This window comes from Streptomyces hilarionis (assembly GCF_024539675.1).
GTDB lineage: Bacteria > Actinomycetota > Actinomycetes > Streptomycetales > Streptomycetaceae > Streptomyces > Streptomyces hilarionis.
Map to the genome: position 1 here is coordinate 1 of NZ_JAHHIT010000089.1, position 20,041 is coordinate 20,041.

The following is a 20,041-nucleotide window of genomic DNA, read 5'->3' on the forward strand; positions in this document are numbered from 1 at the left end:
GCGACCGTCCTGGGCGCCGCGTTCATGGGCTGGGGCACCTCGCTGACCCCGTCCTCGCTGCTGCCGTTCGGCGGCGGTCGCGGTCGGGGCGGCCGCCGAGTGACCGGAGCACAGCCGCTTCCATGACGACCACCACCTCCCGCGGCCGCCGCCGCGCGCCCACCCGCATCGAGCGGGCGGCGGGCAAGGCCGCGGCGCTCCAGAAACCACGCGTCATCCTCGCCCTGCTGCTCCTGCTCGCCCTCACCAGCGTGATGCTCCTCGACGGCTATCTGCGCGCCGAGGTCGGCGGCGACCAGCGCGTGCGCACCGGGGCGAGCTCCAGCGACGTCCCCGAAGCCGTCCTGGACGGCGGCCCGATCCTGACGTTCCAGGGCGGCAGCGCCACCACGGTCTCGGTGCCGGACAAGACGATCGCGCTGACCTTCGACGACGGCCCGAACCCCACCTGGACCCCGCAGGTGCTGCGGATCCTGCGGGCGTACGACGTGCCCGGCACGTTCTTCCTGGTCGGCTCGATGGTCTCGCGCTACCCGGACATCGTCGACGACATGGTCGGCCAGGGCGACGAGGTGGGCATCCACACCTTCACCCACGTCGACCTCTCCTACCAGTCCTCCGCCCGCGTCCGGCGGGAGATGACGCAGACGCAACTGGCCCTGGCCGGGGCGGCCGGCATCACCACGACCCTGTTCCGGGCCCCGTACTCCTCCGAGACCGACGCCATCGACAACTACAGCTGGCCGGTCTACAAGGAGCTCGGCGAGGACGGCTACACCAGCGTCTTCGTCGACACCGACAGCGACGACTGGAAGCGACCGGGTGTCTCGAAGATCGTCGAGTGGGCCACGCCGGACGCCGGCAAGGGCGCGTCGGTCCTCTTCCACGACGCCGGCGGCGAGCGCTCGCAGACGATCAAGGCGCTGCCCGCCTACATCAAGAAGATGAAGGCCGCGGGCTACACCTTCACCACCATCAGCGGCGTGCTGGAGAAGCAGGCCGCGGCGGCCCGCGACGCCTCGGGCACCTCCCGGCAGCGGGCGGCGGCCGCCACCGGCGCCACGAACACCGCGGGGACCACGAACACCGCGGGGGCCACGGGCGCCACCGGCACGACGGGCACGCCGGGGGAGCGGTCCGGTGGGCTGCCCGGCGGGGCGGGCGGCGCCGGCGGGACGGGGAACCGTCTCCAGGCCGCCCACCGCGAGGCCACCGGGGTCACCCTCTACGAGGGCAAGGCGCTCATCGCCGCCGTCGCCCTCGCCGAGTGGACCGTGCCGACGCTCTCCGTGGGACTGATGGTCGTCGGCGTGGCCGTCATGGGCCGCTTCGGCATGATGCTGCTCCTGGCCCGCCGCCACTCCCGCCGGCGCAACAGACGCCGCTTCAGCTGGGGACCCGCGGTCACCCGGCCGGTCAGCGTGATCGTCCCGGCGTACAACGAGAAGGAGTGCATCGCCAACACCCTGAAGTCGCTGGCGGACAGCACCCACCCGATCGAGGTCGTCGTCGTGGACGACGGCTCGACCGACGGCACCTCCGGGATCGCCCGCGAGGCGGCGCGCTCCCTCGGCATGACGAACGTCCGCGTCATCCGCCAGGAGAACGCCGGCAAGCCCGCCGCCCTCAACAACGGCGTCCGCAACGCCGCCCACGACATCGTCGTGATGATGGACGGCGACACGGTCTTCGAGCCGGAGGCCGTGCGCCGACTGGTGCAGCCCTTCGCGAAACCGGAGGTCGGCGCGGTCGCCGGCAACGCGAAGGTCGGCAACCGCGACACGGTCATCGGCGCCTGGCAGCACATCGAGTACGTGATGGGCTTCAACCTCGACCGCCGCATGTACGACCTGCTGCGCTGCATGCCGACCATCCCCGGGGCGATCGGGGCGTTCCGCCGCGACGCCGTGCTGGAGGTCGGCGGCATGAGCGAGGACACCCTCGCCGAGGACACCGACATCACCATCGCCATGCACCGGGCCGGCTGGCACGTTGTCTATCAGGAGCACGCCAAGGCCTGGACGGAGGCGCCGGGCTCGCTGAAGCAGCTGTGGTCCCAGCGCTACCGCTGGTCCTACGGCACCATGCAGGCGCTGTGGAAGCACCGCGGGTCCCTGACGGACAGGGGGCCCTCGGGCCGCTTCGGCCGGGTGGGCATGCCGCTGGTGGTGCTCTTCCAGATCGTCACCCCGGTGTTCGCCCCGCTCATCGACGTCTTCACCCTCTACTCGATGATCTTCATCGACCTCCGGGCGGCCCTGCTGGCCTGGCTCGCGGTCCTCGGCGTCCAACTCGGCTGCGCCGCCTACGCGTTCCGCCTGGACCGCGAGAAGTACCGCTACCTGCTGATGATGCCGCTGCAACAACTGGCCTACCGGCAGATGATGTACCTCGTCCTCATCCACTCCTGCGTCACCGCGCTCACCGGCGGCCGGCTGCGCTGGCAGAAGCTGAAGCGCACGGGCGAGGTCGGCACGCCGGCGGAGGCGAGCCGATGAGCTGGAACCGGGACGGACACGGGCAGGGCCACGGCCCTCAGCACGGACAGCAGGCGCAGTACCCGTACGGGGACGAGGGGTACGACGGGTACGCGGAGCACGGGCAGCACGGGCAGTACGGGCAGCACGGGCAGCACGGGCAGTACGGGCAGTACGGGCAGTACGAGGAGTACGGCCGGGCGGTCGCCGTCGAGGAGACGAGGACCGGGTCCCCGCCCACGGCACACGGGGAGCCGGAGGCGCGGTGGGAGCCGGGCCCGGAGGCGCGGTCGGAGCCGGAGCCGGCGCGGGCCGTCCCCCAGCGCGACCGGTACTTCGACACCCTGCGCGCCCTCGCCCTGATCAGGGTCGTGGCCTACCACACCTTCGGCTGGGCCTGGGCGGGCATGGTCTTCCCCTCCATGGGGATCATGTTCGGCCTGGCCGGCACCCTGATGGCGAAGTCCCTGGAACGGCCGGCCGTGAGCGTGGTGCGCAGCCGCCTGCGCCGGCTCCTGCCGCCGTTCTGGTTCTGGGGCGCCTTCGTCGTCCTGGCGATGCTGGTGCACGGCTGGATGCCGGGCTGGGACATCGTCTACTGGGTCGTGCCGCTGGGCGACCCACCGGGCAACGCCTGGGGCGCGCAGGCCTGGGAGATCCTCTGGTACCTGCGGACCTACCTCTGGTTCGTCCTCCTCTCACCGCTGCTGCTGCGCCTGTTCCGGCTCGCCCCCGGGCCCGTGCTGGCGCTCTCCCTGGCGCCGGTCCTGGCGCTGACCTTCGTACGAGCGGGTCCGGACGGCCGCGTCGGCACGGCGCTGTGGGACCTGTCGACGTACCTCTCCTGCTGGATGCTCGGCTTCGCGCACCGCGACGGCGTGCTTCAGCGGATGAAGCCCGCCGCGGTGGCCGTGGTCTCGCTCGCGGCGATCGCCTTCGGCGGCTGGTACGCCTTCACGCACCGGGCCGAGGCCGGCACCTACGACCTGGACGAGAACCCGCTCGCGCAGGCCTTCTGGTCGGCGGGCTTCGTCCTGCCGCTGATGTGGGCGAAGGCGTACTTCGGCATCGACTTCGCCCGGCTCACCCGCCACCGGCGCACGAACCGGATCGTCACCGTCTTCAACGCGCGTGCGGTGACGGTCTACCTCTGGCACGAGATCGCCCTGATCCTGGCCGTGCCGCTGATCGACCGGTTGTGGGACGTCCCCGCGTTCGAGGCGTACCTCCCGCTGGACAGCCAGTGGTTCCTGTTCGGCGTGGGCTGGCTGCTGATCGGCGTCTTCGTGCTGCTGTGCGGGTGGGTCGAGGACGTCGCGGCACGGAAGAAACCGAGGCTCCTGCCGTGAGGCGCGGGGGGCCGGGCTGCCACAATGGGCGGGTGACCCGCGCCTCCCTGAACAAGCAGCCCAACGAAGTCGCCTCGATGTTCGACCGCGTGGCGGAACGGTACGACCTGACCAACGACGTGCTGTCGCTGGGCCAGGACCGCAGGTGGCGCAAGGAGGTCGCCAAGGCGGTCGACGCCCGGCCCGCGCAGAAGGTCCTGGACCTCGCGGCCGGCACGGCCACCTCCTCGCTCCCCTTCGCGCGGACCGGCGCCTACGTCGTCCCCTGCGACTTCTCGCTCGGGATGCTCCAGGTCGGCAAGCGGAACCACGCGTGGCTGCCGTTCACGGCCGGGGACGCGACGCGGCTGCCCTTCAAGGACGACACCTTCGACGCCGTCACCATCTCCTTCGGCCTGCGCAACGTGCAGGACTTCGACGCCGCCCTGCGCGAGATGCACCGGGTGACCCGTCCCGGCGGACGCGTCGTGATCTGCGAGTTCTCGCACCCGACCTGGGCGCCCTTCCGGACCGTCTACACCGAGTACCTGATGCGCGCCCTGCCGCCGGTCGCCCGCGCGGTCTCCTCCAACCCCGACGCCTACGTCTACCTCGCCGAGTCCATCCGCGCCTGGCCCGACCAGCCCGCCCTCGCCGAGCACCTGCGCAAGGCCGGCTGGTCGAAGGTCGCCTGGCGCAACCTGACCGGCGGCGTGGTCACCCTGCACCGGGGCTTCAAGACCGCCTGACCCCTCGGCCGCGAGGGGGGAGCCGGGCTCGGCGGAGCCCACCGGCGGACGCTGTGAGCGGGCCACGCAACCGGCGGACGATGTGAGCGGAGCACGTCACCCGGCGGACTCCGGCGAAGGACGTCGGCGGAAGACCTCAGCGCAGGACCGACTCGAACGGGTCCGCACTGCCGTCCCGTTCGCGCCGGAGCCCGCCGCCGCCCGGTCCCGGCACGCGCGGCTCGCGCACGCCCGCGCCTCCGCCGCCCTCCCCCTCGGAGAAGTCGAACCACACGGTGACGACGGCCCCGCGCGGCACCTCGACGCCCGGCGGCGGGTACTGCCGTACGACGTGGTCGACGACCGCGCGGTGGAAGTCCGGCCGGTCCGGCGCGGCCAGCAGCACGCCCTGCGCCGCGGCGGCCTCGCGGGCGTCCACGGCCATCAGGCCGACCAGCCTGGGCACGCGCACATCGGGTGTCTTGGGCGGTATGAGCACAGATGTCACCCCCAGCGGTACCGGAAGGGTAACCGCCCCGCGGGCCGCCGGGAAGCGTCAGGTGTCTTTCTGTAGCCGAGAACTACGAAGGGTCACCAGGCGAGGCGGTAGCAGTGCCCCTCCCGCTCCGGCCCCGGGGTGGTGAAGACCTCCGCGAGCCGCATCCCGAGCCGCTGCGCGACGGCGATGGACCGCTCGTTGCGCGCGTCGACCATCGCCACCACCCCCGGGGCCCCGGCCGCCCGCACGCGGTCCAGGGTCAGCCGCGCCGCCGCCGTCACGTAGCCGTGCCCCCAGTGCTGCCGCCCGAGCCGCCACCCGATCTCGATCTCGCCCCGGGGGCCCCACTCCCAGGGCCACGGCTGGGCGCCGGTGAAGCCGAGCACCCGGTCGTCGTCGTCCAGGACCGTCCACAGGCAGAAGCCGCGTTCGGCGTCGTGCCGGCGCTGGCGGGCGGTGAGCTCCTCGTAGACCGAGAGCTCGGCCGATCTGCCCCCGTGGAACTCCATGACGTCGGGGTCGTCGAAGACCCGGTGCCAGGCGACGGCGTCCTCGTCGGTCGGAACGCGAAGGCGTACTGCGGGCAGAGCTCGGTTCACGGGGCAGCCCTTCAGCCAGGTGATCAATGCTGCTGAATAGACTGCCCATGTCCAGTGCCGGTCGGCACGCAGATTGCGAACTTGGGGAGATCCCGCCGTGACCGCCGTGAACGAGCCCCACGCCGAGCCCTTCTCCGAGACCGCCGCCGATGTGATCGTCGTCGGCGCCGGACCGGCCGGCTCCACGACCGCCTACTACCTCGCCAAGGCCGGACTCGACGTGCTCCTCCTGGAGAAGACCGAGTTCCCGCGGGAGAAGGTCTGCGGCGACGGTCTCACCCCGCGCGCCACCAAGCAGCTCGTGGCCATGGGCATCGACATCTCCGAGGAAGCCGGCTGGCTGCGCAACAAGGGCCTGAGGATCATCGGCGGCGGGGTGCGGCTCCAGCTCGACTGGCCCGACCTCGCCTCCTTCCCCGACTACGGCCTCGTCCGCAAGCGCGACGACTTCGACGAGCAGCTCGCCCGCCAGGCCCAGAAGGCCGGCGCCCGCCTCTACGAGCGCTGCAACGTCGGCGCCCCGATCCTCGACGAGCGCACCGGCCGCATCACCGGCGTCCACGCCAAGCTGGGCGAGGACAAGCGCGAAGTGACCTTCCGCGCCCCGCTCGTGGTGGCCGCCGACGGCAACTCCACGCGCCTCTCGCTGGCGATGGGCCTGCACCGTCGTGAGGACCGCCCGATGGGCGTCGCGGTCCGCACCTACTTCACCTCTCCGCGCCACGAGGATGACTACCTGGAGTCCTGGCTGGAGCTGTGGGACCGCCGCGGCCCGGGCGAGGACCGTCTGCTGCCCGGCTACGGCTGGATCTTCGGCATGGGCGACGGGACGTCCAACGTCGGCCTGGGCGTGCTGAACACCTCCGACTCCTTCAAGGAGCTCGACTGGCGCGAGGTCCTCAAGGCCTGGTGCGCGTCCATGCCGGAGGACTGGGGGTACACCCCCGAAAACATGACCGGCCCGATCCGCGGGGCGGCCCTGCCGATGGCCTTCAACCGCAAGCCGCACTACACCAAGGGACTGCTGCTGGTCGGCGACGCCGGCGGCCTGGTGAACCCCTTCAACGGCGAGGGCATCGCCTACGCCATGGAATCGGGGCAGATCGCCGCCGACGTCATCGTCCAGGCCCACGCCCGCGCCACCCCGGGCCAGCGTGAACTGGCCCTCCAGCGCTACCCGCAGATCCTCGCCGACACCTACGGCGGCTACTACACGCTGGGCCGCGCGTTCGTGAAGCTCATCGGCAACCCGAAGGTCATGAAGATCGCGGCCCAGCGCGGTCTGACCCACCCGCTGCTGATGAAGTTCACCCTCAAGATGCTCGCCAACCTGACCGACCCCACGGGCGGCGACGCGATGGACCGCATCATCAACGGCCTGAGCAAGGTGGCCCCCAAGGCCTGACCGCTGGCCGAGGCCGTCAGGTCCGTCAGATCCGTCGTCCGGCGGCCCGGCGCGTGAGGGGTTCCTCCCGCCGGCCGCCTCCACGTACCGCACTGACGAAGTGTCCGACATGTCGGACACTCTCGCGATGTACCGGCGCGGGGCGAATGTTCCACGAGCGTCGCCGAATTGGACCGCCCAAGCTTTCGCGAGCGCCGAACCGGATCCGTCTGCCCCGCGACCGTCGGAGCGGATCCGCCTGCCCTCCGAGCGACCGAGCGGCCCCGCTCATCGGCCGAGCGCCCGCCCGCCCGACCCGTCCCGGTCGCGGCCCTCGTTCGACTCAGGGCCCCCTCCCGGCTCACAGGCGTCCGCGCGGGCTCCGTCGGGCTCCGGGGTCGGGTGGGCCCGTTGCGGCTCGCTCAGGGCCCGTTGGGGGCCGTGCCGGGGCGCGTCGGGGCAGCCCGAAGGGCCGCTGCCCCCGAGCGGCTGCGGCCCTTGCGTGCGTGCGGCGCTCCCACGGGCGCGCCGAGTGGGTGTCAGAGCACCCGGACCGCGCCGGTCGGCGGGTCGTAGGACAGCGGCTTCTCCGCCACACCGGTGGAGGGGTTCTGCGCGCCGACGAACATGCCGTCGCCGACGTACACCGCCACGTGGTACGCGCTGCCCGCGCTGCCCCAGTACAGGATGTCGCCCGGCTGCAGGTTGTCCAGGGAGACCTGGGTGCCGGCGGTCGACTGGTCCTGCGAGACGCGCGGCAGGTCGATGCCGACCTGCTTGAAGGCGGTCTGCATCAGCCCCGAACAGTCCCACGAGTTGGGGCCGGTGCCGCCGGAGACGTAGGCGTCGCCGATCTGCGCCTTCACGAAGGCGATGACGGCCGCGGCCGAACCGGTCGCGGTGGAGCTGCTGGTGCTGGTGACGTTGCTGCTGCTCGCCGGGGCGGAGAGCGTGGTGCGCTCGGCGGCGCGCGTGGCCCGCTCGGCGGCGGCCTTGCGGGCGGCCTCGGCCTTCTGCTTGGCCTCGGCCTTGGCGTGCGCGAGGTCCTTCCTGGCTTCCTTGGCGGCCGCCGCGGCGGCCGCGTCGCGCTCGGCGTGCAGCTGGTAGTTCGCCGCGGCCTGCTGGGTGGCCTGGGCGGACTGAGCGACCTGGGCGGCCAGGTCGCCGGTGAGCACAGGCAGTTCGAGCGTCTGCGTCACCGGCTCGGCGGCGTTGGCCGTGCCGGCTGCTGTGGCGACGGCCAGCGTGCCGAGGACACCACTGGCGACTCCGGCCCGCATCGCGATCGTCGACGCGCTGCGGCGGGGTTTCCGGTGGCTGCGTATGTGAGCGGTGTGGGACATGGGTACAACCGGTATCAGGGGCTCCTCCATACCTTCAAGAAACGTGTGCTGCGCCACAGTTGTTCAACGGATGCCTCAAATACCTGTTCCGCTGTTCCTTATTGACGCCGTAACGGACATTGCGGACGCAGGTGATCAAGCCTGTGATCATGGGCTTTCGTCGTTACGTCCGGATTGCCCGCCGCCTACCATCGGTCACGACCGTTGGCCAACCCCGCTTCTTAGGCGGCCCACACGAGTGTGGCGGAGGTCACGGAACGGTTACCGGGGCGACCGCGTCTCGCGCATGCGGTGCGATTCGTTCCGCTCGTGAACGTGCGCACGCGTCCACACCGCGAGCCGGACTCCCTCCGATGTGTGAACGCGGACCACTATCAGGAGGTCGCGTCCAGCTCCAATTTGCATGCAAGGGAACCCTCTTGATATGGAGACGCACCCTGCCGCCTGCGGTGACGAGCGAAAATGTCACTTCTTGTGATCACTCTGACGCTTCGCGTATGAAGATCACCGCTGATACGACTTCATGATCCTTCGTCAGGTGGTGGAGATCACAAAGCTTGTGTAATACCCCGTGTCGCAGATCACAGAGCGGCGGGCATAGGATGCGAGGCAGTTGGGCTTGTGACCTGCTTCACATGTTCGCGATCTTCGTCAGGACGGACGGGGTGGGCGGCGCCGTTGAGCAGGCCACGGGGCCCACGCCATCGCCAGCAGTCAGTGCCGACTGAGAGGAGCGAGGAGCGGTGAACGCTTATGCGCCCATCCTCGTACTGGGAGCCCTCGGAGCAGGCTTTGCGATCTTCTCCGTGGTCATGGCCACGCTGATCGGGCCGAAGCGCTACAACCGCGCCAAGCTCGAGGCCTATGAGTGCGGAATCGAGCCGACCCCCACGCCGGCCGGCGGCGGGCGCTTCCCGATCAAGTACTACCTGACGGCGATGCTCTTCATCGTCTTCGACATCGAGATCGTCTTCCTCTACCCCTGGGCCGTCACCTTCGACGCCCTGGGTGTCTTCGGGCTCGTGGAGATGCTGCTCTTCGTGCTCACCGTCTTCGTGGCGTACGCGTACGTATGGCGGCGCGGCGGCCTGGAATGGGACTGAGGGGCCTTTAAGTCATGGGACTCGAAGAAAAACTGCCGAGCGGCTTCCTGCTGACCACCGTCGAGCAGGCCGCGGGCTGGGTGCGCAAGGCGTCCGTCTTCCCCGCCACCTTCGGCCTCGCCTGCTGCGCCATCGAGATGATGACCACCGGCGCCGGCCGCTACGACCTGGCGCGCTTCGGCATGGAGGTCTTCCGCGGTTCGCCCCGCCAGGCGGACCTGATGATCGTGGCCGGCCGGGTCAGCCAGAAGATGGCGCCGGTGCTGCGGCAGGTCTACGACCAGATGCCGAACCCCAAGTGGGTCATCTCCATGGGCGTGTGCGCTTCGTCCGGCGGCATGTTCAACAACTACGCGATCGTCCAGGGCGTCGATCACATCGTCCCCGTCGACATCTATCTCCCGGGCTGCCCGCCGCGCCCCGAGATGCTGATGGACGCGATCCTCAAGCTCCACCAGAAGATCCAGAACACCAAGCTGGGCGTGAACGCCGAGGAGGCGGCGCGCGAGGCGGAGGAAGCGGCGCTCAAGGCCCTGCCCATGATCGAGATGAAGGGGCTGCTGCGGTGAGCGACGCGAACGGCACCCACGGCGCGAACGGCTCCTCGAACGGGGTGAACCCCGAGAAGGACCTCTCCGCCTCCAACCTCCCCGGCCAGCGCGGCCAGGGCGGGGAGGAGGTCCGCGTCCAGCGCGGCATGTTCGGCGCCGCCGAGGGCGGCGACACCTCCGGCTACGGCGGCCTGGTCCGCTCCGTCCGGCTCCCGGGAGCGGCGAGCCGCCCGTACGGCGGCTGGTTCGACGAGGTGGCCGACGAACTCGAGGGCGCGCTGGAAGAACAGGGACTGCTCCCCGAGAACGCCATCGAGAAGACGGTCGTCGACCGCGGCGAGCTCACCTTCCACATCGAGCGCGAGCACCTGCTGCGCGTCGCCGGCACGCTGCGCGACGATCCGGCCCTGCGCTTCGAGCTGTGCACCGGCGTCTCGGGCGTCCACTACCCGAACGACAAGGGGCGCGAGCTGCACGCCGTCTACCACCTGCGCTCGATCACCCACAACCGGCTGATCCGCCTGGAGGTCAGCGCCCCGGACGCCGAGCCGCGCATCCCGTCCCTGGTCTCCGTGTACCCCACGAACGACTGGCACGAGCGCGAGACCTACGACTTCTTCGGCATCGTCTTCGACGGTCACCCGGCGCTGACGCGGATCATGATGCCCGACGACTGGCCGGGCCATCCGCAGCGCAAGGACTACCCCCTCGGCGGCATCCCCGTCGAGTACAAGGGCGCCCAGATCCCGGCTCCGGACCAGCGGAGGTCGTACTCATGAGCACTCCCACCCCGTCGCCCGGCCACCACCCCTCATCGAGTCCCTCCGGGACCACCTCCTCGATGGCGTCCGCCCGTGAGACCACCGAGGGCACGGTGTACACGGTCACCGGCGGCGACTGGGACGAGGTCGTGCAGTCCGCGGCTCGCGCCGACGACGAGCGCATCGTCGTCAACATGGGTCCCCAGCACCCCTCCACCCACGGGGTGCTCCGCCTCATCCTGGAGATCGAGGGCGAGACGGTCACCGAGGCCCGCTGCGGCATCGGCTACCTCCACACCGGTATCGAGAAGAACCTCGAGTACCGCACGTGGACCCAGGGCACCACGTTCGTGACGCGCATGGACTACCTGACGTCCTTCTTCAACGAGACCGCCTACTGTCTCGGCGTCGAGAAGCTCCTGGGCGTCGAGGACCAGATCACCGAGCGAGCCAAGATCATCCGGGTGCTCCTGATGGAGCTGAACCGAATGTCGTCCCACCTGGTGTGCATCGCCACCGGCGGCATGGAGCTCGGCGCCACCACGATCATGATCTACGGATTCCGTGATCGTGAAATGATTCTCGACATCTACGAGCTCATCACGGGCCTGCGGATGAACCACGCGTACATCCGCCCCGGCGGACTCGCCCAGGACCTGCCGCCCGGCGCGGTGGACCAGATCCGCGAGTTCGTCAAGAAGATGAAGAAGAACCTCCCCGAGTACGACAAGCTCGCCACCGGGAACCCCATCTTCAAGGCCCGTATGCAGGACGTCGGCTACCTCGACCTGGCCGGCTGCATGGCCCTCGGCGCCACCGGCCCGATCCTGCGCTCCACCGGTCTGCCCCACGACCTGCGCAAGACACAGCCCTACTGCGACTACGAGACGTACGACTTCGACGTCCCGACCGCGGACTCCTGCGACTCCTACGGCCGCTTCCTCATCCGCCTGGAGGAGATGCGGCAGTCGCTGCGGATCGTGGAGCAGTGCCTGGACCGGTTGCAGCCCGGCCCGGTCATGGTCGCCGACCGGAAGATCGCCTGGCCCGCCCAGCTCGCCCTGGGCCCGGACGGCCTCGGCAACTCCCTCGACCACATCAAGAAGATCATGGGCACCTCCATGGAGGCCCTGATCCACCACTTCAAGCTGGTCACCGAGGGTTTCCGCGTGCCGCCGGGACAGGCGTACGCGGCAGTCGAGTCGCCCAAGGGCGAACTCGGGGTGCACGCCGTCTCCGACGGAGGCACCCGCCCCTACCGGGTCCACTTCCGGGACCCGTCCTTCACCAACCTTCAGGCCATGGCGGCGATGTGCGAGGGCGGCCAGGTCGCCGACGTCATCGTCGCCGTCGCGTCCATCGACCCCGTGATGGGAGGCGTCGACCGGTGACCACCTCTTCTTCCGAGCGGGGCGTCAGCCTGGGCATGCCCGAACTGCCCGCGCCCGCCTACCCGGACGACGTCCGAGCCCGACTGGAGGCGGACGCGCGCGAGATCATCGCCCGCTACCCCGACTCCCGGTCCGCGCTCCTGCCGCTGCTGCACCTGGTGCAGTCGGAGGAGGGACACGTCACGCGCACCGGGATGCGGTTCTGCGCGGACGTGCTCGACCTGACGACGGCCGAGGTCACCGCGGTCGCCACCTTCTACACCATGTACCGGCGCCGCCCCAGCGGCGACTACCAGGTGGGCGTGTGCACCAACACGCTGTGCGCGGTGATGGGCGGCGACGCGATCTTCGAGGGGCTCCAGGAGTATCTGGGTGTCGGCAACGGTGAGACCACCGACGACGGAAAGATCACTCTGGAGCACATCGAGTGCAACGCGGCCTGCGACTTCGCGCCGGTCGTGATGGTCAACTGGGAGTTCTTCGACAACCAGACCGTGCAGAGCGCGAAGCGCCTGGTCGACGACCTGCGGACCGGGCGCACCGTCTCACCCACGCGCGGTGCGCCGCTGTGCACCTTCAAGGAGACCGCCCGGATCCTGGCGGGCTTCCCCGACGAGCGCGAGGGGGCCGTCGAGGCGAGCGGCGGAGCGGGACCGGCGTCGCTGGTGGGTCTTCGCCTGGCAAGGGGAGAGACCGCACCCGCGCGCGTGGTCCATCCGCGCGACGGCGGGCCGCACGACGAGCCGCAGGACAGGGCGCCGAGCGACGCCAAGCCGCACGACCCGTCGCCCACCGAGCACCTGAGTTCGCATGACGCGCCGCAGGACACGTCGGCCTCCGACCCGGCCCACCCGGCAGGGCCTACCGCCGAGGAGGGGGAGTGATGACCTTGGCACCCGAGCTGAAAGGCAGCAGCCCCGAGAAGCTGCTCGCACCCGTGTTGTCGGCCTTCTGGGACGAGGACAAGTCCTGGAGCCTCGACGTCTACCGCAGGCACGAGGGGTACGAGGGTCTGCGCAAGGCGCTCGCCATGTCGCCGGACGACCTGATCGCGTACGTCAAGGACTCCGGTCTGCGAGGGCGCGGCGGCGCGGGATTCCCCACGGGAATGAAATGGCAGTTCATTCCCCAGGGGGATGGGAAACCGCACTATCTAGTTGTCAACGCCGACGAATCGGAGCCGGGGACCTGCAAGGACATCCCGCTCCTCTTCGCGAACCCGCACAGCCTCATCGAGGGCATCGTGATCGCGTGCTATGCCATCCGGTCGTCTCATGCCTTCATCTATCTTCGCGGTGAAGTCGTCCCTGTGCTGCGGCGGTTGCACGAGGCCGTGCGCGAGGCCTACGCGGCGGGCTACCTCGGCGAGAACATCCTGGGCAGCGGGCTCGATCTCCAGCTCACCGTGCACGCCGGCGCCGGCGCGTACATCTGCGGTGAGGAGACCGCACTGCTCGACTCGCTCGAAGGCCGCCGTGGCCAACCGCGGCTCCGTCCCCCCTTTCCTGCGGTCGCGGGCCTCTATGCGTGCCCGACTGTGGTGAACAACGTCGAGTCGATCGCGTCAGTTCCCGCGATCCTGCACAAAGGCAAGGAATGGTTCAGGTCGATGGGAAGCGAGAAGTCCCCGGGCTTCACGCTCTACTCCCTCAGCGGCCATGTCGCCAGCCCCGGCCAGTACGAGGCCCCGCTCGGCATCACACTGCGCCAGCTCCTGGAGATGAGCGGCGGAATGCGACCCGGGCACCGGCTCAAGTTCTGGACCCCCGGCGGCTCGTCGACGCCGATGTTCACCGACGAGCACCTCGACGTCCCTCTTGACTACGAGGGAGTGGGCGCCGCGGGTTCCATGCTCGGCACGAAGGCCCTGCAGTGCTTCGACGAGACGACGTGCGTCGTGCGCGCCGTGACCCGCTGGACCGAGTTCTACGCCCACGAGTCCTGCGGCAAGTGCACGCCGTGCCGCGAAGGCACCTACTGGCTCGTGCAGTTGCTCAGGGACATCGAAGCCGGCAAGGGCGCGATGTCCGACCTCGACAAGCTCAACGACATCGCCGACAACATCAACGGCAAGTCCTTCTGCGCCCTCGGCGACGGCGCCGCCTCGCCGATCTTCTCCTCCCTGAAGTACTTCCGCGAGGAGTACGAGGAGCACATCACGGGCCGAGGCTGCCCCTTCGACCCCGCCAGGTCGACGGCCTGGGCGGACAAGCACACGGAGGTGAACGCATGACGGTGACCACCAGCGCTCCCTCCGGAGGCGGCGAGGCGGCGGTCCCGCCGGAGGATCTCGTCACGCTGAGCATCGACGGCGCCGAGATCAGCGTGCCCAAGGGCACCCTGGTCATCCGGGCCGCCGAGCAGCTCGGCATCGAGATCCCCCGCTTCTGCGACCACCCCCTCCTCGACCCGGCCGGCGCCTGCCGGCAGTGCATCGTCGAGGTGGAGGGCCAGCGCAAGCCCATGGCGTCGTGCACCATCACCTGCACGGACGGCATGGTGGTGAAGACCCACCTCACCTCGCCCGTGGCCGAGAAGGCGCAGCACGGTGTGATGGAACTGCTCCTCATCAACCACCCGCTGGACTGTCCGGTCTGCGACAAGGGCGGCGAGTGCCCCCTCCAGAACCAGGCCATGTCGCACGGCCAGGCCGAGTCCCGCTTCGAGGGCCGCAAGCGCACGTACGAGAAGCCCCTCCCGATCTCCACGCAGGTGCTGCTCGACCGTGAGCGGTGCGTGCTGTGCGCGCGCTGCACCCGGTTCTCCAACCAGGTGGCGGGCGACCCGATGATCGAGCTGATCGAGCGGGGCGCGCTCCAGCAGGTCGGCACCGGCGAGGGCGACCCCTTCGAGTCGTACTTCTCGGGCAACACCATCCAGATCTGCCCCGTGGGCGCGCTGACCTCGGCGGCCTACCGGTTCCGCTCCCGGCCCTTCGACCTGGTCTCCTCGCCGTCTGTCTGCGAGCACTGCTCCGGCGGCTGCGCCACGCGCACCGACCACCGGCGCGGCAAGGTCATGCGGCGCCTGGCCGCCGACGACCCCGAGGTCAACGAGGAGTGGATCTGCGACAAGGGGCGGTTCGCCTTCCGGTACGCCCAGCAGCGCGACCGGCTGGACACGCCCCGGGTGCGCAACGCCGAGGGAGACCTCGTGCCGGCCTCCTGGCCGGAGGCGCTGCAGATCGCGGCCCAGGGGCTGCTGGCCTCGCGCGGCAGGACCGGCGTCCTGACCGGCGGCCGGCTGACCATCGAGGACGCCTACGCGTACAGCAAGTTCGCGCGCGTGGCGCTCGACACCAACGACATCGACTTCCGCGCGCGGGTGCACAGCAGTGAGGAGGCCGACTTCCTGGCCGCCCACGTCGCCGGCCGCGGTCGCGACCTCGACGGCGGGGGCGTCACGTACACCCTCCTGGAGAAGGCGCCCGCGGTGCTGCTGGCCGGGTTCGAGTCGGAGGAGGAGGCGCCCGGCGTCTTCCTGAGACTGCGCAAGGCCTGGCGCAAGCACGGGCAGCGGGTGTTCTCGCTGGCCACGCACGTCACCCGGGGGCTGGAGAAGGCGGGCGGCACGCTGCTGCCGGCCGCTCCGGGCACCGAGACGGAATGGCTGGACGCGCTGGCGAGCGGAGTCGGCTTGCAGGACGCGGGCGGCACGGCCGCCGAGGCGCTGCGGACCCCCGGCGCGCTGATCGTCGTCGGGGAGCGGCTCGCCGGGGTGGCCGGTGCCCTCACCGCCGCGGTGCGGGCCGCCTCGGCGACCGGCGCCCGGCTGGTGTGGATTCCGCGCCGGGCGGGGGAGCGGGGCGCGATCGAGGCGGGCGCCCTGCCGTCGCTGCTGCCGGGCGGCCGTCCGGCGACCGATCCCCGCGCGCGGGACGAGGTCGCCGCGGTGTGGGGCCTGGCCGAACTCCCGCACCGCTACGGCCGTGACACCGGGCAGATCGTCGAGGCCGCGGTGTCCGGCGAACTCCAGGCGCTGCTGGTCGCCGGCGTCGAGGTCGCGGACCTGCCCGACCCGGCACGCGCGCGTGCCGCACTGGCCGAGGCAGGGTTCGTGGTGTCGCTGGAGCTGCGGCCCGGCGAGGTCACCGAGCACGCCGACGTCGTCCTGCCGGTGGCCGCGGTCGCCGAGAAGGCCGGCGCGTTCCTCAACTGGGAGGGCAGGGTGCGCTTCTTCGAGGCGGCCCTGAAGCCCGACCAGATGACCCGGCGCGGGGCGCCGGCGGACGCCCGGGTGCTCCAGATGCTCGCGGACGCCATGGACGTCCACCTCGGACTGCCCGACCTGCGCACCGCGCGCGCGGAACTCGACCGGCTCGGAGCCTGGAGCGGGCCGCGGGCCGCCGCCCCCGCGGAGACGGCCGCCCAGCTGCCGCGACCCGCGGCCGGGGAGGCGGTGCTCGCCGGGCACCGCCTGCTGCTCGACCAGGGCGTCCTCCAGCAGGGCGACGAGGCGCTCGCCGGGACCCGGCACGCCGCACACGCGCGTGTGTCGGCCGCCACGGCCGCCGAGGCCGGCGTCGGGGACGGCGACCTGCTCGCCGTCACCGGTCCCGCCGGCGTCGTGGAACTGCCGCTCCAGATCACCGAGATGCCCGACCGGGTGGTCTGGCTGCCGCTGAACTCCACCGGCCGGGGCGTCGCCTCCGACGCCGGGGTCACGCCCGGATCCCTCGTCCGCATCGGCCCGGCGACGCTCGGCGCCGACGCCCCCAAGGAGGTGGAGGCATGAGCCCGTACTTCGCCGCTGAAGACCTCTCGATGTTCGGCCGCGACCCCTGGTGGCTGGTCGTCGTCAAGGCGGTGTTCTGCTTCGCCTTCCTGATGGTGACCGTGCTGTTCTCCATCGTGTGGGAGCGCAAGGTCGTCGCCTGGATGCAGCTGCGCATCGGCCCCAACCGGCACGGCCCCTGGGGCATGCTTCAGTCGCTCGCCGACGGCATCAAGCTGATGCTGAAGGAAGACCTCATCGTCAAGCGCGCGGACAAGGTGGTGTACGTCCTCGCGCCGATCGTCGCGGCCATCCCGGCCTTCATGGCGATCGCCGTGATCCCCTTCGGGCCGGCCGACAACGAGGTCTCGATCTTCGGCCAGCGCACCACGATGCAGCTCACCGACCTGCCGATCGCGATGCTGTACATCCTCGCGGTCGCCTCGGTCGGGATCTACGGCATCGTCCTTGCGGGGTGGAGCTCCGGATCCACGTACCCGCTGCTGGGCGGCCTGCGGTCGTGCGCGCAGATGATCTCCTACGAGATCGCGATGGGCGCCGCGTTCGCCTCGGTGTTCCTGTACTCGGGATCGATGTCGACGTCGACGATCGTCGAGCAGCAGCACGACCGCTGGTACATCCTGCTGCTGCCGGTCTCCTTCATCCTGTACATCGTCACGATGGTCGGCGAGACCAACCGCGCCCCCTTCGACATGCCGGAGTCCGAGGGCGACCTCGTCGGCGGCTTCAACACCGAGTACTCCTCCATCAAGTTCGCGATGTTCATGCTCGCCGAGTACGTGAACATGGTGACGGTCTCGGCGGTGTCGACCACGCTGTTCCTCGGCGGCTGGCGGGCTCCCTGGCCGATCAGCACCTTCTGGGAGGGCGCGAACCACGGCTGGTGGCCGATGCTCTGGTTCGTCGTCAAGGTGCAGCTGCTGCTGTTCTTCTTCATCTGGCTGCGCGGCACGCTTCCCCGGGTCCGCTACGACCAGCTGATGAAGCTGGGCTGGAAGGTCCTGATCCCCGTCTCGGTGACGTGGCTGATGCTCGTGGCGACCGTGCGGACGCTGCGCAACGAGAACTACGACTTCGCCGACATCTTCCTCTACGTCGGCGGCGGCGTCCTGGTCCTGCTGTTGCTCTCCTTCGTGGTGGACACGTTCCGCGGCGGCGGCAAGAGCGCACAGGAGCCGGCCGAGCCGGTCGGCTTCGACCCGATGGCGGGCGGCTTCCCCGTCCCGCCGCTGCCCGGACAGGAGCTCGCGCCGGTGCCCAGGCGCAGCCCGCGCCGGGAGCGGGAGCTCATTGTCAGTGGCGGGGTGGACACTGTGAGTGACGGATCGCGAGACGGAAAGGAGGCGTCCGATGGCTGAGGAGCCCAAGGAGGCCGGGCGTGCGACGCCCGGATTCCAGAACCCGGTGGCCGGCTTCGGCGTGACCTTCAAGGCCATGTTCAAGAAGCGGCTGACCGAGCAGTACCCGGAGCAGGAGAAGACCACGGCTCCCCGGTTCCACGGGCGGCACCAGCTCAACCGCCATCCGGACGGCCTGGAGAAGTGCGTCGGCTGTGAACTGTGCGCCTGGGCCTGCCCGGCCGACGCGATCTACGTGGAGGGCGCCGACAACACCGACGAGGAGCGCTACTCGCCGGGCGAGCGGTACGGGCGCGTCTACCAGATCAACTACGCCCGGTGCATCCTGTGCGGCCTGTGCATCGAGGCGTGCCCCACGCGCGCGTTGACGATGACGAACGAGTTCGAACTCGCCGACTCCAGCCGCGCGAACCTGATCTACACCAAGGAGCAGCTGCTCGCCGGCCTCGACGACGGCATGGTGGACTCCCCGCACGCCATCTACCCCGGCACGGACGAACAGGACTACTACCGGGGTCTGGTGACGGAGGCGGCGCCCGGCACCGAGCGCCAGGTGGCCGTCTCCAAGGGCGAGACGCCACAGGAGGCCGCCTCCACGACCGGTGCGGACGAGCCCGCCTCGGAGGAGGTGATCCGCCGATGAGCGCGCAGCTCGCCGCCTACTCCACCTCCACCGGTGAGGCCTTCCAGTTCTGGGTGCTCGGCACCGTCGCGGTGATCGGCGCCCTGTGCACCGTCTTCATGAAGAAGGCCGTGCACAGCGCGCTCTGCCTCGCCGGAACCATGATCATTCTGGCGATCTTCTACCTCGCCAACGGCGCCTATTTCCTGGGCATCGTGCAGATCGTCGTCTACACCGGCGCGATCATGATGCTGTTCCTGTTCGTGGTGATGCTGGTCGGCGTCACCGCCGCGGACTCCCTGAAGGAGACCATCAAGGGACAGCGCTGGCTGGCCGTCCTCAGCGGCCTCGGCTTCGGCGTCCTGCTGGTCGCCGGCATCGGCCACGCCTCCCTGACGGAGTTCACCGGCCTCACCGAGGCGAACGCGAACGGCAACGTGGAGGGCCTCGCCGCCCTCATCTTCACCAAGTACGTCTTCGCCTTCGAGATCACCGGCGCCCTGCTCATCACGGCCGCCGTCGGCGCCATGGTGCTCACCCACCGCGAGCGCACCGAGCGGGCCCTGACCCAGCGCGAGATGGCCGAGCGCAGGGTGCGCGAGGGCAAGCACGTGCCTCCGCTGCCGGCGCCGGGCGTGTACGCGCGGCACAACGCCGTGGACGTCCAGGGCCTGCTGCCCGACGGCACGCCTTCGGAGCTCACGGTCAGCAGCACGCTGCGCGAGCGCGGTCAGATCCGGGACGTGTCCGTCGAGGCGCTCAACGACCTCAAGGCCCTGGAACAGCGCGCCGAGGAGCGCCTGGAGCGGGCCGCGATCGAGCCGCCGCACCTGAAGCGGACGGAGGAGGCGTCGAAGTGAATCCCGTCAACTACCTCTATCTCGCGGCCCTGTTGTTCACGATCGGTGCGACGGGTGTGCTGATCAGGCGCAACGCGATCGTCGTCTTCATGTGCATCGAGCTCATGCTCAACGCCTGCAACCTCGCGTTCGTCACCTTCTCCCGGATGCACGGCAATCTCGACGGCCAGATCATCGCGTTCTTCACGATGGTCGTCGCCGCCGCGGAGGTCGTGGTCGGACTCGCGATCATCGTGTCGCTGTTCCGTTCCCGCCACTCGGCCTCGGTCGACGACGCCAGCCTGATGAAGCTGTAAGGGGTCG

18 protein-coding genes are annotated in these 20,041 nt (G+C 70.3%); 15 read left to right on the forward strand and 3 right to left on the reverse strand.

The genetic code is table 11. The features are described from left to right. Positions 1 to 122 precede the first annotated feature (122 nt). The 3 genes from KMS84_RS22140 to KMS84_RS22150 are packed head-to-tail and all read left to right on the forward strand — an operon-like array spanning position 123 to position 4,554. Positions 123 to 2,498, forward strand: coding sequence for a bifunctional polysaccharide deacetylase/glycosyltransferase family 2 protein (locus tag KMS84_RS22140; RefSeq protein WP_256918156.1), 2,376 nt, complete (start codon positions 123 to 125; stop codon positions 2,496 to 2,498). Next, positions 2,495 to 3,826: an acyltransferase family protein gene (locus KMS84_RS22145; RefSeq protein ID WP_256918157.1), complete on the forward strand. Its 1,332-nt coding sequence runs from the start codon at positions 2,495 to 2,497 to the stop codon at positions 3,824 to 3,826. The genes KMS84_RS22140 and KMS84_RS22145 overlap by 4 nt, the downstream gene beginning before the upstream one ends. A 32-nt stretch (positions 3,827 to 3,858) precedes the next feature. Then, complete coding sequence (locus KMS84_RS22150; protein ID WP_256918158.1) at positions 3,859 to 4,554, forward strand: demethylmenaquinone methyltransferase; 696 nt, start codon at positions 3,859 to 3,861, stop codon at positions 4,552 to 4,554. 136 nt (positions 4,555 to 4,690) lie between these two features. Here KMS84_RS22150 and KMS84_RS22155 read toward each other — a convergent pair whose 3' ends face one another. Further along, positions 4,691 to 5,032, reverse strand: a complete 342-nt coding sequence (locus KMS84_RS22155) for a PASTA domain-containing protein (RefSeq protein ID WP_438818972.1) — start codon at positions 5,030 to 5,032, stop codon at positions 4,691 to 4,693. 92 nt (positions 5,033 to 5,124) lie between these two features. Further along, the gene (locus KMS84_RS22160) at positions 5,125 to 5,631 is read right to left on the reverse strand and encodes a GNAT family N-acetyltransferase (RefSeq protein ID WP_256918159.1); all 507 of its coding nucleotides are present in this window, start codon (positions 5,629 to 5,631) and stop codon (positions 5,125 to 5,127) included. 97 nt (positions 5,632 to 5,728) lie between these two features. On the opposite strand from KMS84_RS22160, the gene KMS84_RS22165 reads away from it, so the two are divergent. Next, on the forward strand, positions 5,729 to 7,036 hold the full coding sequence (locus KMS84_RS22165) for a geranylgeranyl reductase family protein (RefSeq protein WP_438818973.1): 1,308 nt from the start codon (positions 5,729 to 5,731) through the stop codon (positions 7,034 to 7,036). A gap of 518 nt (positions 7,037 to 7,554) precedes the next feature. Here the strand turns inward: KMS84_RS22165 and KMS84_RS22170 are convergent. After that, positions 7,555 to 8,358 (reverse strand): C40 family peptidase, encoded by an 804-nt coding sequence (locus KMS84_RS22170; protein WP_256918160.1) that lies wholly within the window; start codon positions 8,356 to 8,358, stop codon positions 7,555 to 7,557. Positions 8,359 to 9,101: 743 nt separating this feature from the next. Between KMS84_RS22170 and KMS84_RS22175 the strand changes: the two genes are divergently transcribed. The 11 genes from KMS84_RS22175 to nuoK are packed head-to-tail and all read left to right on the forward strand — an operon-like array spanning position 9,102 to position 20,034. After that, positions 9,102 to 9,461: an NADH-quinone oxidoreductase subunit A gene (locus KMS84_RS22175; RefSeq protein ID WP_007383963.1), complete on the forward strand. Its 360-nt coding sequence runs from the start codon at positions 9,102 to 9,104 to the stop codon at positions 9,459 to 9,461. 14 nt (positions 9,462 to 9,475) lie between these two features. Next, positions 9,476 to 10,030, forward strand: a complete 555-nt coding sequence (locus KMS84_RS22180) for a NuoB/complex I 20 kDa subunit family protein (RefSeq protein ID WP_069769172.1) — start codon at positions 9,476 to 9,478, stop codon at positions 10,028 to 10,030. Next, positions 10,027 to 10,791, forward strand: coding sequence for an NADH-quinone oxidoreductase subunit C (locus tag KMS84_RS22185; RefSeq protein ID WP_256918161.1), 765 nt, complete (start codon positions 10,027 to 10,029; stop codon positions 10,789 to 10,791). The genes KMS84_RS22180 and KMS84_RS22185 overlap by 4 nt, the downstream gene beginning before the upstream one ends. Further along, entirely contained in the window at positions 10,788 to 12,164 is a 1,377-nt protein-coding gene (locus KMS84_RS22190) for an NADH-quinone oxidoreductase subunit D (RefSeq protein WP_256918162.1), read from the forward strand. Before KMS84_RS22185 ends, KMS84_RS22190 begins: the two co-directional genes overlap by 4 nt. Next, the gene (gene nuoE, locus KMS84_RS22195) at positions 12,161 to 13,048 is read left to right on the forward strand and encodes an NADH-quinone oxidoreductase subunit NuoE (protein WP_256918163.1); all 888 of its coding nucleotides are present in this window, start codon (positions 12,161 to 12,163) and stop codon (positions 13,046 to 13,048) included. The genes KMS84_RS22190 and nuoE overlap by 4 nt, the downstream gene beginning before the upstream one ends. Then, positions 13,045 to 14,397 carry an NADH-quinone oxidoreductase subunit NuoF gene (gene nuoF, locus KMS84_RS22200; RefSeq protein ID WP_256918164.1) on the forward strand — a complete coding sequence of 451 codons (1,353 nt, stop codon included), beginning with the start codon at positions 13,045 to 13,047 and terminating at the stop codon, positions 14,395 to 14,397. The genes nuoE and nuoF overlap by 4 nt, the downstream gene beginning before the upstream one ends. Next, complete coding sequence (locus KMS84_RS22205; protein WP_256918165.1) at positions 14,394 to 16,898, forward strand: NADH-quinone oxidoreductase subunit G; 2,505 nt, start codon at positions 14,394 to 14,396, stop codon at positions 16,896 to 16,898. Before nuoF ends, KMS84_RS22205 begins: the two co-directional genes overlap by 4 nt. Then, entirely contained in the window at positions 16,895 to 18,256 is a 1,362-nt protein-coding gene (gene nuoH / locus KMS84_RS22210) for an NADH-quinone oxidoreductase subunit NuoH (protein ID WP_256918166.1), read from the forward strand. The genes KMS84_RS22205 and nuoH overlap by 4 nt, the downstream gene beginning before the upstream one ends. Next, complete coding sequence (nuoI, locus tag KMS84_RS22215; RefSeq protein ID WP_256918167.1) at positions 18,249 to 18,899, forward strand: NADH-quinone oxidoreductase subunit NuoI; 651 nt, start codon at positions 18,249 to 18,251, stop codon at positions 18,897 to 18,899. The genes nuoH and nuoI overlap by 8 nt, the downstream gene beginning before the upstream one ends. Beyond that, complete coding sequence (locus tag KMS84_RS22220; protein WP_256918168.1) at positions 18,896 to 19,738, forward strand: NADH-quinone oxidoreductase subunit J; 843 nt, start codon at positions 18,896 to 18,898, stop codon at positions 19,736 to 19,738. Before nuoI ends, KMS84_RS22220 begins: the two co-directional genes overlap by 4 nt. Next, positions 19,735 to 20,034, forward strand: a complete 300-nt coding sequence (gene nuoK / locus KMS84_RS22225) for an NADH-quinone oxidoreductase subunit NuoK (RefSeq protein WP_020130147.1) — start codon at positions 19,735 to 19,737, stop codon at positions 20,032 to 20,034. The genes KMS84_RS22220 and nuoK overlap by 4 nt, the downstream gene beginning before the upstream one ends. Positions 20,035 to 20,041 lie beyond the last annotated feature (7 nt).